The sequence below is a fragment of the Desulfoluna sp. genome (assembly GCF_030145185.1).
Classification (GTDB): Bacteria; Desulfobacterota; Desulfobacteria; order Desulfobacterales; family Desulfolunaceae; genus Desulfoluna.
In genome coordinates this window covers 56,988-71,453 of sequence record NZ_JAQYWB010000026.1, presented here as the reverse complement: position 1 = coordinate 71,453, position 14,466 = coordinate 56,988, and the positions used below count along the sequence as shown (strand labels likewise).

General features: G+C 55.3%; 8 protein-coding genes and 2 rRNA genes. 4 read left to right on the top strand and 6 right to left on the bottom strand.

Annotated features, from left to right (window positions below):
- From Q1Q75_RS10430 to Q1Q75_RS10420, 3 genes are all read left to right on the top strand, one after another.
- Window positions 1-572 (top strand): 23S ribosomal RNA (locus Q1Q75_RS10430); the annotation flags it as partial.
- A gap of 78 nt (window positions 573-650) precedes the next feature.
- Window positions 651-781, top strand: a 5S ribosomal RNA gene (rrf, locus tag Q1Q75_RS10425).
- A 437-nt stretch (window positions 782-1,218) separates the two neighbouring features.
- Complete coding sequence (locus Q1Q75_RS10420; RefSeq protein ID WP_300670110.1) at window positions 1,219-4,608, top strand: cyclic nucleotide-binding domain-containing protein; 3,390 nt, start codon at window positions 1,219-1,221, stop codon at window positions 4,606-4,608.
- Window positions 4,609-4,619: 11 nt separating this feature from the next.
- Here Q1Q75_RS10420 and Q1Q75_RS10415 read toward each other — a convergent pair whose 3' ends face one another.
- The 5 genes from Q1Q75_RS10415 to Q1Q75_RS10395 form a co-directional block, all read right to left on the bottom strand.
- The gene (locus Q1Q75_RS10415) at window positions 4,620-6,236 is read right to left on the bottom strand and encodes a fumarate hydratase (protein WP_300670108.1); all 1,617 of its coding nucleotides are present in this window, start codon (window positions 6,234-6,236) and stop codon (window positions 4,620-4,622) included.
- Window positions 6,237-6,672: 436 nt separating this feature from the next.
- Entirely contained in the window at window positions 6,673-7,698 is a 1,026-nt protein-coding gene (locus Q1Q75_RS10410; protein WP_300670106.1) for an ABC transporter permease, read from the bottom strand.
- A 73-nt stretch (window positions 7,699-7,771) separates the two neighbouring features.
- Complete coding sequence (locus Q1Q75_RS10405) at window positions 7,772-8,662, bottom strand: ABC transporter ATP-binding protein (RefSeq protein ID WP_300670104.1); 891 nt, start codon at window positions 8,660-8,662, stop codon at window positions 7,772-7,774.
- 12 nt (window positions 8,663-8,674) lie between these two features.
- Window positions 8,675-9,568, bottom strand: coding sequence for a VacJ family lipoprotein (locus Q1Q75_RS10400; protein ID WP_300670102.1), 894 nt, complete (start codon window positions 9,566-9,568; stop codon window positions 8,675-8,677).
- A gap of 65 nt (window positions 9,569-9,633) precedes the next feature.
- A complete protein-coding gene (locus Q1Q75_RS10395) occupies window positions 9,634-12,147 on the bottom strand; it encodes a DNA internalization-related competence protein ComEC/Rec2 (protein ID WP_300670100.1) in 2,514 nt (837 codons plus the stop codon).
- Between the two features lie 305 nt (window positions 12,148-12,452).
- Between Q1Q75_RS10395 and Q1Q75_RS10390 the strand changes: the two genes are divergently transcribed.
- Complete coding sequence (locus Q1Q75_RS10390; protein WP_300670098.1) at window positions 12,453-12,845, top strand: hypothetical protein; 393 nt, start codon at window positions 12,453-12,455, stop codon at window positions 12,843-12,845.
- 95 nt (window positions 12,846-12,940) lie between these two features.
- Here the strand turns inward: Q1Q75_RS10390 and murA are convergent, their stop codons facing one another.
- Window positions 12,941-14,197, bottom strand: a complete 1,257-nt coding sequence (gene murA, locus Q1Q75_RS10385; protein WP_300670096.1) for a UDP-N-acetylglucosamine 1-carboxyvinyltransferase — start codon at window positions 14,195-14,197, stop codon at window positions 12,941-12,943.
- Window positions 14,198-14,466: the final 269 nt, after the last annotated feature.

Below are 14,466 nucleotides of genomic sequence, written 5' to 3'. Positions count from 1 at the left end.
AGGACGCCGCCGGATTTTTTTATAAAGGCTCTTGATGATTTAATCATCAAGAGCCTTTTTTGTTTTGTATGTACGAAATACAGCGGTGACGGCTCGCCAATTAAAGTGGTCCGTGAGCTGGGTTTGCCTGATTTATGAAAGGTCATGAGACAGTTTAGTCCCTATCTTTCGTGGGCGGAGGCCAGATAATAAAACTGGGTGAGGAGATCTGTTCCTCGTACGAGAGGACCGGAATGGACGAATCTCTGGTGTTCCTGTTGTCGCGTTTTCAGGAAGTAAAAGATGGGCACGCTTCGCGCTTTGCCCATCCTACGGTTCGGAAAGGATAACCGCTGAAAGCATCATCGCTGCAAACCCCCTTCAAGATTAGATATCCCTTCCGGTACTCAATTTTGCGCTTAAGCAGTATGTTGAAGGAGACGTGTAATGTCTCTGTCAATGCTACATGTTTGAGCATGAAATTGAGTGCCGGACTGAAGACACCTCGAAGACTACGAGGTTGATAGGCCGGATGTGTAAGCACAGCAATGTGTTCAGTTTACCGGTACTCATTGGTCGTGAGGCTTAGCCACAATCTTACTACACAGATGCTGAGCGCTTTATTGAATCCATATCCTGATTGAATGATCCGAAAAACGCATATACCGTTTTTCGGTGGTGATTGCAAAGAGGTCACACCCGTTCCCATTCCGAACACGGCCAAGTCATGAGATAAGGCCCGCTCTTTTGCGCTGATGGCACTGCACGGGCAGCTGCGCGGGAGAGTAGGACGCCTCCGGAATCTTTTTATAAAGGTCCTTGTAGATTGAGTGATCAGAGGTTTTTTTGTTTAATTAAGGCATGATAGAAGGGTGGGTGAGCTGGCCCGCCTCCGGGTGACAGGTCTGTCCGGTTGGCGTGGGTGTCGTGTCTCCTCGTAATTTACCAGTAAATACGGTGGGTAATGAAGATCGCGTGGGGGGCGGCAGGTGGCCTTGTCATTAGATTGAACTTACATTGAAACGTGGTTAGTGTTATAATAACAAGGTAAGTTTTGGATGGCTTTTGGTTGCATATCAACAATGAATCGCTTTCTTCGTTCTCTGAATTTCATTTCGTTTGTAGCTTTATGACACCTCCTTTTTCCATGGTGAGCCACCATTTTCACGGGTTACATTCTTTAAAAGGTCAACGCTCTTCATCACAGCATCGTGGGGTCAACGGTGGACGGAAGGCGGCATGTTTGAGTGTGATGGCGTCCGTTCGATTTTTGGCGATGCCATCCTAACATTCTGGGCAGCAGGGTTGCTGCGGATTCCATTAATTCTGAACAAAGGTGTGATCTTCATGGCTGATGAACTCAATCTCAATACGGCAAGTGTTGCTGTAAATCTTTTTATGAGTGCCGTGAAAAGTTGTCGGCTTTATCCGGAAACCAGTGACATTGTCAAAAATTCATTGAGTACCGGCTATAAACGTCTAACGACTGTATTTTACCGGGAGGCTCCGTTCGTGGTGTCGGAAGCGGAAGGGGCGATTCTTTTTGATGGGAAGCTCTTGGACCCGAGAGCTCAAAGAATGCCTCAGATCCATTCTCTGCGGGTTCTTATGGAGAGCCTGAACCTTAAGAGCATCGCCTTTGACCGCGGCATAGATGCTGAGAATTATGCCAAGTTTTCTCGTGTTCTCAGTATCGCTCCCGAGGAAATGGAGGCCTTGGGGGGGGTGCGAAAGATTCTCGATACCGAGGGGGTGGTTTTTGTCTCTGTGAATCACAGGGTTTTTGTAGAAGCGGAAACGGATGTGGTGATTCAAAGCGATGAAGAGCTGTTCCGGTATATCTGGTACAATCAGATCTCAGACACACAGGCGCTCGGGTATATCACGAGAAAAATATCAAGCACAGAGTGGCTGAAAGCCGTGAGTCGTCGATTTTTTAGCTACATCGGTGACCGGGGATTCGAAGCCAACGACTGGGAAACCATCGCCGGCATGGCGAGGCTGAGTGGCTTTTTGATTCTGGCAGGAATGGAGCGCGGGCATGAGACGATCTTTCCCCTTTTGTACAGGAGCCTTGACGCGCTGGGACCCTGGTTTAATTGTGATGCCCTGGCGTTGAATTTTTCAAATATGAACGTCACCCAGGGTGTGGATCAGCTTGACAATGATTCGTTTATGATGCTCTCAGCCCGCCTCTTGCTCATGGCTCAAAGCCAGAGACGGGGCAGTCGATTGGTGACGGGGGCTCATTTGAGGCTCTATGCCAATGCGTCGGACTGGATGCTTTCCCTTCCCAGGGGGATTGAGCTCAAGTACCCGGTTGACGAATTGAGGAAGCGTGAGGAGAGGTTGCAGAAAATAGAACTTGTCCGTATCGAGGTGCTGATCGAAGCCCTTGCGGACGGGGATTTCAGCGCTTTGGCGGACCCTGAGGTCTTGGCGGCGTTACCCCGGACCCTGACCGAAAAGGTTCAGCAGGGCAGGGGTGGCGAAGCCGAAGCGTTGATTCAGTCGGTTTCCCGGGCCATCAATCTCGAGGATGAGAATCAGTCCATTTTGGCCATTCGGGTTCTTTTGCATTCCGCTCGGGCTTTTATCAGCCTTGAACGATGGGATATGGTGATTCGGGTGGTGGCCCCCATTAATTTGTGGGCCCGCTATCAGCAGGGGGGCACCCCTCTTTACGAATCGGTTGCCGATATGATGGTGAATTATGTTCACAATATGGTGACGTCCCGCCAGCTTGCCTCGGCGATCCCCGTGGTTGAAACGTTCAGCCTTATTGAAAGTGGGCGATTAAAGAAAAATACCCAGATGACAGAATTTGCGGCCAAAACCTTGCGTCGAATGGCTTCAGAACGGGTGTTTAACGCCATCATGGCCGAGTTTCGGAAAAATGAAAAAGGACGCCGGGAGCATACGGCGAATTTTCTTGTTCTCCTCGGGAAAATATCTGCCCCCCCTTTGCTTGACCTTCTTCGAGAAAGTGACGTCATGGCGGAGCGAATCCGAACCATGGGCATTTTGCTGAATATTGGTCCCGCGGCCCTTGGAGAAATTACCGATCGGATCAAGCCTGACAGCGCCTGGTTTTACCTTCGCAATCTTTTAAAAATTCTTGGTGAAATCGGATCTGAAGAGCAGGTTGATATTCTGGAACCCTTGATGCTCCGAGATGAAGAACCGGTATTGGACGCTGTGATCTCCTGTGTCAAACAGATTGGTGGGGACAAGTGTCCACGGTTTTTTTCAAAAGCAATTCTTCAGGTCCCCAACGAGGTGAAACCACGCCTGGCGGAGTCTCTTTCTCAATTGGGCGGTGATGAGGCCGTGTATGCGCTCTCTGAGGTTTTGAAATCAAAACTGGCCGGCACACCGGAAGAGAGACATCAGGTCATTCAGGCTGTCTGTCTGGCCCTGGGAGAGATCGGGTCCATGAAGGCGCTGCCGACGCTTCAACTTGTGGTGGATCAAAGAGGGCTCCTGGGGAGGAGTCGATTTACCTCAGGTCAGAAGTCTCTGGCTGAAGAGGCGATTCTCAGGATTCGGGATGCCATTTCGAAAGAGCGGACAACGGCACAGGAGACAGAACCCGATACGCGAGTGAAAGTGACCCGTGAATACATCGCTGAAGAGGATTTCAGTATCCTTGACGCCATTGTCAATGGACTCATCAGCGGGGGGAAAACACCCTCGGCCCTGAGGATGCTCCTTCTGATGGTGGAACGTGCTGCGCGTGAAAAGGATTTTCAACGTGCCGAGCGTTATAAGATGCGTATATCCGACGTGGATGAGCTGGCTCTCAGTGAAACGGTTCGAGCCGAAGAGATCATTGAGCAGGAGAAGCGGTTTGTCGATTCCGGTGAGTATCTGGAGACATGGAAAGATCTTTATGAGCTGCTGACCGATGAGGAAGCCTCCAGTTTTTATTACCACACAAAGAATACAGCGGTGGAGGTCGATGCAGAGATTATTTCCCAGGGAGAGGTGATCAACCGGCTCTGTTTTATTAACAGCGGCAGACTGAAGATTATCTATAGAGATGGTTCCAAAGAGATTTTTATCAAGGAGTTGGGCAAGGGCGATGTGGTGGGATACGATGCCTTTTTTCGAACCAATGTCAGTACAGCGTCCCTCGTGGCCCTTACAGGGGCCAATGTCGGGTTTCTGGATCGCGAGAGCCTGAAGACCCTGGAGACGAAACACCCCGAGTGCGTTCAAAAGCTTCGCACCTTTTGCCGCCGGTTTAATAATCTATCCGAGACCGTTCAGGCCAAAGGGGTTGAGAGGCGTCGCTACAAACGGTTTGATGTCGACGGGAAGGTGGTGCTTCAGCTGTTGACGGACACAGGCACCACGGTGGGCAAAGCATTCTCGGGGGCCATGATCGATCTCTCCGAAGGGGGGCTTTCAGTCGAAGTGAAGAGTAGTGGATATGCCATGGCACGTCTGCTCCTCGGGCGTTCGATCTGCTCTTTGATGACGCCCGGTGAACACGCCGACAGTTTTTCTATTCAGGGGCGTGTCAGCAGCGTAAACGCGCGAGGAGAGAATGCCATCTCCATTCACATTGCGTTTGTGGAGCCTATGGCGGTTTCGGTCCTTGAAACCTTTGTGACGTCCATTTAATCATGGCTTTTTCATAGGATGGCCTGTTGGTAGAAGTCGTTCCCTTTGTCGTCGATAATGATAAAGGCGGGGAACTCCTTGACGGTGATTTTGAAGATGGCCTCCATGCCGAGCTCTTCATAGGCAAGGATCTCCACCTTGCTGATGCAGTCTCGGCCGAGACGGGCCGCCGGTCCCCCGATGGATCCCAGGTAGAAGCCCCCGTTTTCCTCGCATGATTTTCTTACCTTTGCGGAACGATTTCCCTTGGCCAGCATGATACGTGAGCCCCCCCGTTTCTGGAAGATGGGGACGTAGGGGTCCATGCGGCCCGCTGTTGTGGGGCCGAAAGATCCTGAGGCGTAGCCTTCCGGCGTTTTGGCGGGACCCGCGTAGTAGATCATGTGGGTTTTGAAGTAATCGGGCAGGTCGCCACCCTTTTCCAATTCCTCGGCGAGCTTGGCGTGGGCGATGTCTCGGGCGACGATGATGTCGCCGGACAGCGAGAGCCGTGTCCCCACCGGATGGCTCGAAAGCTCCGACAGGATCTCGTCCATGGGGCGGTTCAGGTCGACCGCAATCCCTGGTGCGACCGCGATGGCCGGTTTCGGTAGAAACTGTGCAGGGTCGTTTTCCAGCTGCTCCAGAAAGACCCCTTCCCCGGTAATTTTTCCTTTGATGTTCCGATCCGCACTGCAGCTGACCCCGATGCCCACCGGGCAGGAGGCTCCGTGTCGTGGCAGCCTGATGACACGGACATCGTGACAGAAGTATTTCCCTCCGAATTGAGCCCCCAAGCCTATCTGCTGGGTCATGTGAAGCACCTCCTCTTCCATGTCCCGGTCCCGGAAGGCGTGCCCGAATTCGTTGCCCTTCTCCGGCAGAGAGTCCAGATAGCCGGCAGAGGCGAGCTTGACGGTCTTCAGTGTGACCTCAGCCGAGGAGCCCCCGATGACAATAGCCAGATGATAAGGGGGGCAGGCGGAGGTGCCGATTTCGGTGATTTTGCTCTTTAAAAAGGTGCGCAGGCTCTGGCGGTTTAAGATCGCCTTGGTTTCCTGAAACAGAAAGCTTTTGTTGGCAGAGCCGCCCCCCTTGGCAATAAAGAGAAAGTCGTAGCTTGCCCCTTTCCCGTTTTGAATGTCGATCTGCGCAGGCAGGTTGCATCCGGTGTTGGTCTCTTCAAACAGGGAGAGAGGAGCCAGCTGGGAGTAGCGCAGGTTTTTTTGGGTGTAGGTGTCAAAAATGCCCTTTGAGATCGCCTCTTCATCCGGGATCTCACGGCCTGAAAAAACCCGGGTTCCCTTTTTGGCCACCACTGTAGCTGTGCCGGTATCCTGGCACATGGGGAAAATTTTTTCTGACGCGATCACGGCATTTTTCAGCATCTCCAGGGCCACATAGGTGTCGTTTTTCGACGCCTCGGGGTCGTCAAGAATGCGCCGGAGTTGCTCCAGATGTCGGGTTCGGTAAAGAAAGGAGACGTCGGCGAAGGCCTCACGGGCCAGAAGGGTCAGGGCCTCCGGAGTTACACGGATCACAGGGTCGCCAAAAACCTCCCCTTTTTCAATCCCCTCATCGCTGAGTTTGCGGTAAACAGTGGTATCCGGACCAATAGGAAAGAGGGGCTGATAAAAAAAAGATGGCATGGGTGGACCTCCAGAGATGGTGATGGCTTCATAAGCAGGTGAGCGTGTTTTTTGTTCATGCACTATAGGGTATGGCGACTGGCCGTCGCAACCCCATATTTGTGATAACTATCCAGCTCCCCCAATAGCCTCCGGCGGTAAGGGTGGCGAAGCCATTTAGGCAAAAACACCTTGAAAGCAGGTTGCGGATGCGTTTTGCCCCCATGTCACGGCGTAGCCGCAGGCGAAGACGGATCGCTTGTCGCTCCGTAGCCCATTGACGTTGGTCGAATGGTGGCGCATAGACATGGGCGTAGGCGGATTCCTCGGGTCAAATCACATCCGGATTTGGGTCGACGTAAATCTGAACTATGTATTTAAGACCTGTTGGTTAAACCCATCTTTATAAAATCAGGCAAAAGTTTAGCCCACGGCAGGGCCGCCGGAGGCATTTTTTTTATTCATTCTTCCACTGAAAGAGAAGGGAACCTGCAATGAGGCATGCCAGGGCCATGGCCAGGAGGATGGCAATTTCAAAGCGGATCTCGGCAAAGCCAGCTCCGTCGTTCATCACCTTTCGGGCGCCTTCGATGAGGTGGGTCAGGGGGAATATTCGGGCGAGGGTTTGGACCCATGGGGCCGTGCCCTCAAGGGAGAACCAGACGCCGGACAGAAACATCATGGGCCAGGAGACGAGGTTCAAGATGCCTCCGGCCAGCTCTTCACTGCTGCCCCGGGCGGCCAGGAGGAGACCTAAGGAGATCATGGCCATGCCTCCGGCGAGAAAGACGGTGAACAGAGCCCCGAACGAGCCACGGCAGGAAAAGCCGTAGAGGGCAGCGCATGTGCCATAGACGATGCCGGTGGTGGCGATCATGACAAAGAGGCGAGAGAGGATCTGGGCGGTGAGGAACTCCCAGGGGCGAACCGGGGTGACGCTGAAACGTTTCAGAACCCCGTTTTTCCGGTAACGGACCACCACATACCCTACCCCGAACAGGGCGGAAAACATCATGTTCATGCCGAGGACGCCGGGAAAGAGCCATTCCACATAGGGGATCCGGTCTCCTTCGATCACCTGTCTGGTAAATGGCCCGGGTGTTTTCCGTTCGCCGCCCAGAAGGATCTCTTCGAGGACAGCCCCCTTGGGGGCGTCAGTGTTAATCCAGTAGTGGCCTGTGTCCGGCGCGAGGACCATGTCAAGACGGTGGTGCCGCAGTTTGGACAGGGCAGAGTCAAGCGGGGAAACCTCAATGGCCTGGATGAGGGGGTGGGTGAGGAGATGACCGCTCTCGGAGAGGTCCGGGCCGGGGGTTGTGTGAAGGACGCCCACTTTGTAGAGTCTTTGTGAATTTTCACTGAAAATAAGAGAAAATCCCGCAATGACGAGAAAGGGGAAGAGAAGGCTCCACCCCAGGGCGGAACGGTCTCTGTAGAATTCGATATTCCGGGCTTTGAAAAGGGTCCAGATGCGTTTGATCATGGGAACAATACCTCTGGTAAAAAAATGAAAAAGGGCCTCAGGCGGCAAGGTAAGCCATCTTGAAAGCGGGTTGTCAGGTTCGAAGGGCGTTGCCCGTCAGCTCGAGGAACAGGTCTTCTAAGGTCTGGGGGGTCACGACAATGCCGGTCAGGTCAAATCCCTTTGCGACCAGTTCCCGCAGGGAGGCGTCCGGGTCTTCAGTTTGGATAGAGATGCGACCGTCCGGCAGGCGGAACCAGGCGGAAGACAGGGCGGTGAAGGCGTCGTCGGGTGCGGTTCCGGGCAGCATGATGGAAGAGCCTTTGCAATGGGCGGCAAGGAGGGCTTCTGTTTTTCCCATGGCGATGATGCGACCGTGATCCATGATGGCGATTTCATCGCAGAGGTTTTGCGCCTCTTCCATGTAGTGGGTGGTGAGCACCACCGTCTTTCCGTCTTCCTTGAGTTTCTCCACGATTTCCCAGAGATGACGCCTGGCCTGGGGGTCCAAGCCGGTGGTGGGCTCATCTAAAAAAATGAGGTCCGGGTCGCTTGCCAGGGCCATGGCCAGGAGCAGTCGCTGTTTTTGGCCGCCTGAGATTTTTCGGTTGTCTCGCTTAAGGATCTCTTCTAAGCGACAGGCGGCGATGAGGGCTTCCCGTCCTGCGCGTTTTGTGTAGAGATGACGGAAGGTCTCCAGGGTCTCTTCCACGGTGAGGAACAGGGGCAACTCGGTGTTCTGGAGTTGGATGCCCACCTCCCGGGTAAAGCTTTCACCCCGTGGAGCCCCTTTGTACAGGATCTCACCGGAGGTTTCGGGGAGAATGCCTTCGGTCACTTCAATCGTGGTGGTTTTACCGGCGCCGTTGGGGCCTAAGAGCCCAAAGCAGGTGCCGCGACGGATGGCAAAAGAGATCCCTTTGACCGCGGTGACATCGGCGTAATGTTTGACAAGATTCCGGATTTCCAGGATGGGGGTTTCCATAAGGGGGTTCCATCACTCTTGGACCTTTTTGTTGCGACTCTGGATGTAAAGGTCTCTGATAAAGGTATAGGGGTCCAGAGCCGACGCTTTCAGCGCCACGTAATCATCAATGCTGAAGGAGGCCTCGTTTAATTTTTCATAGGCGCTGATGCCCAGCGAGAGCTTCGCGGGTTTGATGTAGCCGACGGGGTTAAGATAAAAATACCCCGGAATACTGGCGCTGTCCCTTAACGAAGAGGGGCCGAGGAGCGGCCAGACAATGTACATGCCGTTGCCGACGCCCCAGGCTCCGAGGACTTGCCCGAGATCTTCGTCGCTTGGCTGGAGGTGAAGCCAGTGATCGGCCGGGTCGGCGAACCCCAGGACCCCCACCGTGCTGTTAACCAAAAAGCGTCCCAGCTCGGACCCCGCTCCTTTAATTTTCCCCTGCAGCAGGCTGCTTATAAGGCGAACCGGTGTTTTGAGGTTGTCGAAAAAGTTGGAGACGCCGCGTCTCACCACCGTGGGGGTGACGGCACGATATCCCGTAGCCACCGGCTTGACCACCCAGAGAAGCAGTTTGTCGTTGAGGCCAAACATCAGCCGGTTAAAGGGGGCCAATGGATCTGCGACCAATGCCTCGGGGGTCTCCTCAAACTCTTCGCTCAACCCTTCCTCATCGAAAAAGTCATCCTCACCAAAAAAATCATCTTCGTCGTCGAATTCATCGTCGGCAGGAAGGGCCTCCTGGATTATCGGGGTTTCCTGCGGGGCCTCCATCACCATCGGGTCTTCGATGGGGGGCAGGGGCGTTGTTACAGGAATCGAGGAATGCGCAGCGCACCCCTGGAGTAGGAGAATCACGATGAGAACGCCGCAAACGGCGGGCAGGGTAGGGTGTCCGGTGTCACGGGAACAAAAAAACAAAGAGAACCTCCAAACGAGAAAAATCGAAGCCAATGGCCGTACTTTATGCGGCGGCGGGATCCGTGTCAAGGCTGTGCCCATGCGAGCGAGGGGGAAAGGGCCGGCAGGGGATTGAGGGCGGTGATAACCGACAGGGAGATTCCGTCAGACTCAATGGTGACCGCTCCATGCCGGTCGGTTCTGTAAAGGGTGCATCCGGACTGGGTGTAGCGATTGAGAACCTTCTTATGGGGCAGGCCGTAGCGGTTGGTCTGTCCCACCGAGACCACGGCGATGGCAGGGCGTACCCGTGCCAGAAAGTCCGGTGTGCTGGAGCTGGAGCTTCCGTGATGCGGGACGATGATGACATCGGACTGGAGGGTCTCCTTTGCCTCGGCCACCAGCCGGGCTTCCGCTTTACTCATGATATCTCCGGTGAGGAGGATGCGGTGATTTCCATAAGCAAGCTGGAGAACCAGTGAGTTGTTATTGGCCGCTCCTTTGCCTGTAAAGCAGGCCGATGGCAAGGCCGGGTGAAGGCAGGTGACGCGGACCCCTTCCACGAGCATGGAGGGAGTCTCGGCGTTAAAATACAGTCTTTTCGTGCCACAGTCGGTGGCGGCGTCACAGAATTGGTCCCACAAGGCACCCTTCCCCCTTTGGCTGTTGGTGATGAGTTTCGCGACGTTGAAATATTTGAGGATGTGGATCAGCCCTCCCATGTGGTCACTTTCCGGGTGGGTGAGGACCACGGCATCCAGGGCGGTGACCTGGGCCGTCTGAAGGTAGGGGCCCACGGCAAATCGACCGACGTCATATCGGCCCGGCCAGGCGAAGCCCCCATCCACCAGCCATCGTTTTCCGTTGGGGAAGGCCAGCACCACGGAGGTCCCCTGCCCCACATCCAGCACTGTCACGCGAAGGGTGGGGTTGTGATGGCGTTGATGGAAGGCGTTGCCCGCGGTCCAGCCGAGCCAGAGCAGACAGAGGAGGGCAACACCTGCGGGACCTTTTCGCTTGAGGGGCTGGGAGAGCAGCAGGGAGAAGAGAAGGCAGAGGACAAGCAGGGTGGTGGCAAGGCTTGGGCGAGGAAGGACCAGAAAGCCTCCGGGAAGGGTGGCAAAAAGTGTGGCCATGCGGATGGATCCTTCAGCCGCGGTGCCGGCCAGGAGAAATAGAACGCCTGCAAGGGGGCCACACAGGGGAAGGAAAAGAGCTCCCAGAAGGCCCGGCAGCACCACGGCAAAGCTTGCCAGGGGGACCATCACCAGATTGGCAATGAGTCCGACGGGAGAAGCGTATCCGAAATGATACCAGACCAGCGGTGCCGTGCCCAAGGAGGCCATCCACGGGGGAACAATAAAGAGGAGTACCCGGTAGCGAAGGGGTCTTGGGGGCCTGCCTTTCTGGGAGGGGCGCAGCTGATACAGGCTGGTCAGGATGGCGGAAACGGCGGCAAAGGAGAGCTGAAAGGAGAGGGCAAAAAGAGCAGGAGGATGGAAGGCCAGAATGACCAGGGCCGCCAGGGCCAGGGTGGTGGGGAGATCCGCCTCTTCATGGAAGGCCAGGGCTCCCATGACCAGGACGACGGCAATGAGAGCCCGTTGAGTCGAGGGGGCCAGCCCCGACAGCAGGGCATAGAGGACGACCGGAACCAGCGTGGCAGATGCGGTCAGGATTTGTGTGTACCCCTTGATGAGGGGTCGCTCCCAGAACGAGAAAAGGTGCTTGAAGAGAAAGAAGAAGAGGGTGGCCACAATTCCCAGGTGAAGGCCGGAGATGGCCAGAAGATGCGCCGTCCCGGTGTGGGCAAAGAGATCGCGCAGGGGCTGTGAAATGTGGGACCGGTTTCCGGTGATGAGGGCGGAGAGAAGAGCCCCTGCGCGAGGCGTGGGGGCGTGGGCGAAAAGGGCGGTTTCAATGTGGCGCCTGGCATGATGGAGCGTTGTTTGCCAACCATGGCCCGCCGTGGCTGGCCGCAGGGAGACCTCTGCGGTTTTTACCACTGCCCAGGCGGCGATGCCTTTTCGTTCCATATGGGCTTTGTAATCAAATCGTCCCGGGTTGTTGAAGTTGGTAAAGGGGCGAAGGCGGCAGGTCACGGTGAGTTGCATGCCTTCGGCCGCTGGCAGGGTTTGCCCTCCCTTGACCCTGAGCCGGACCGCGGAAAAGGGAAGGGCCAGGCCAGGTTCCCCCGTAAAGTGGACATCCCTTAGCGTGCATTTAAGATCTTGATCATGCAGTTGAATCTGCTCGATACGTCCCGTGAGTGTGTGTGGGGCGATAAAGAACTCGGGTGAGGGGTTGGGCCGGAGAGCCCAGGGGGCCATGAGCCAGGTTCCTGTCAGGGCAAAGAGGGGAATCAGGGCGGCAAGGAGGGGGCGTCTGGGGACGATGAGCCAGCCGCAGGCGGTGAGGCCGAAGAGAATGCCTGTGGCAAGAGCGCTTTGCAGGCCGACAGGGTTCAGCAGGATGCCCGCGATAAGCCCTGTGAGCATGAAGAGCAGGGGGCGATGGGCCAGTCCGCCTGCAGAAGGGAAGAGAAAGAGAACCGTTTCCCTCACCCTGCGGGTATGGTATAATGGAAACCTTCCAGACATAAAGTATGTGTACCTGTTGTCATCTGTTTGATCGTCCCGGAATCCATTCGCAATTCGTATCATGCCACGAACCCGGCCCATTTCCCGTACGTATTCATGCCGACATCGCTTGTCCGTCTGCGTTTCATGATTTTGTGTTTCGTCTTCGCTGTGCCCCTGAATGAATAAAAGTCAGGGGGTGGCCTCTTCGCCGTGTTAACGACGGAAGCCTGGAGCTATGGACATAGACCCGGGTGAGACGTCGAATTTACGCCAATATGATTCATTTTTCGCCCCGATTCGGTGGCAGAATGCGTGAGGTACGTATGGGTGATTTACGTCGTTGTGATCGCTATCTCCCTAAGAGGGGAGCCTATATCGTTTTTTCACCGTCATTTACCCGAAGGGGGCCCCTCATTAATATCAGCCGTGAGGGGCTCTCCTGTATCTATTATGTCAACGACACTCTGGATGCGCGAAGTCTGGATACCTGTGTCAACATACGGTACGGTAATTTCTTTCTGGGGAGCCTGCCTTTTCGGATTATATCGGATAAACGGATCGGCACAGGACGTTTTGGTCCCTTTAAAATGGTGCGACAGCGGTCGCTTATTTTTGAGGCATTATCGGTAGGACAGGTGGTTCAGGTGGACTACTTTATTCAGAATTTCACGCGCTTGAAATACGATTTTCTTGAAGGCCCTTCCGCTTACAGGTGACCTGCGGCGAAAGGGCCTTGAAAACCTCATATTTCGGTCCACGGGAGCCCGGTGATTGAAACCGGCGACGGCCTTGTGGACGATTTGCGATCGCTTTACCCTTTCACACGTTCGATGGACGCTCCCAACCCCCGGAGTTTGGTTTCAATGTGCTCGTAACCCCGGTCAAGGTGATAGACGCGGTTGACGACCGTTTCACCTTCCGCCACCAGCCCGGATAGAATCAAAGAGGCGCTGGCTCGAAGATCAGAGGCCATGACCTGGGCTCCAGAGAGGCGCTTGACCCCTTTCACTGTGGCGACATCGTTGCCTTTGAGCACGATGTTCGCTCCCATCCTTTTTAATTCCGATACGTGAATAAATCGATTCTCGAAGATGGTCTCATGAATGACGCTGGCCCCGTCGGCTAAGGTGAGCATGGCCATGAACTGCGCCTGCATGTCCGTGGGGAACCCGGGGTAGGGGGCGGTGCGGATATCGACGTTTTTGATGGTTTTCGGGCCGATGACACGAACCGAATCCACTCCCACCTCAAGGGTGGCCCCCACCTGCTCGAGTTTGTTTAAGGTGTGCTCCATGTGCTTGGGTTCACAGGCATCCACCACCACATCCCCACCGGTCATGGCGGCAGCCACCATAAAGGTCCCGGCCTCAATACGGTCTGGGATGATGCGGGCCTCTACCGGAGAGAGTTTGGTGACGCCGGTGATGGTGATTTCAGGGGTCCCAGCCCCTTCCACACGGGCTCCCATGCCATTGAGCACATCGGCCAGGGCGATGATCTCAGGCTCTCGGGCGGCGTTGGAGAGAAGGGTGACCCCGTCGGCCAGGGTGGCGGCCATCATGAGGTTTTCCGTGGCGCCGACGGAGACGGTGTCAAAGACGATGCGGGCACCCTTCAGGCGCTTGGCTTCGGCCTCCACATAGCCTTGTTCCAGGCGAATGGTGGCGCCCATGGCTTCCAACCCTTTTAAATGCAGGTCAATGGGGCGGTCGCCGATGGCACAGCCACCGGGCATGGAGACTTTGGCGCGGCCCATGCGGGACACCAGGGGCCCCAGCACAAGGATCGATGCGCGCATTTTTCGGACCAGATCGTAGGGCGCTTCCACGCAGGCAATGGTGGTGGCATCCATGGTGATGGCATCCTCGGAGCGGTTCACCTTGACACCCAGTTCGGCAATCAGGTCCAGGATGCTGTGGATGTCCATGAGCCCCGGGACATTTCGAAAGGTGGTTTCTCCTCCCACAAGAAGGGAGGAGACCAGAATGGGCAGGGCGGCATTTTTGGAGCCGCTGACCCGGACATGGCCTTGGAGAGGGGCACCCCCTCTGACAACAATTTTATCCATAAAGGTTCTCTCTGGCATCTCGTAAAAGGTGCGGATGCACCGGGCTGTCGGTCAACCTGCGGCGGTTTATGATAACCGCTGACACGAGCCCGTGGCATGCACGCAGGGTGATGATTTTTTACGGACGCATTATTTTTGTCGGCAGACGCTGCCGTGTGGTTTCGAATAGGGGGGTGGGTTCAGATGGTCATGGACTGCCTGGAGAGCGGGCCCGGTGCATTGCTGCGAATCGTTCATCACAGGTGCTCTGGAGGGACAGGTGAGTCCCG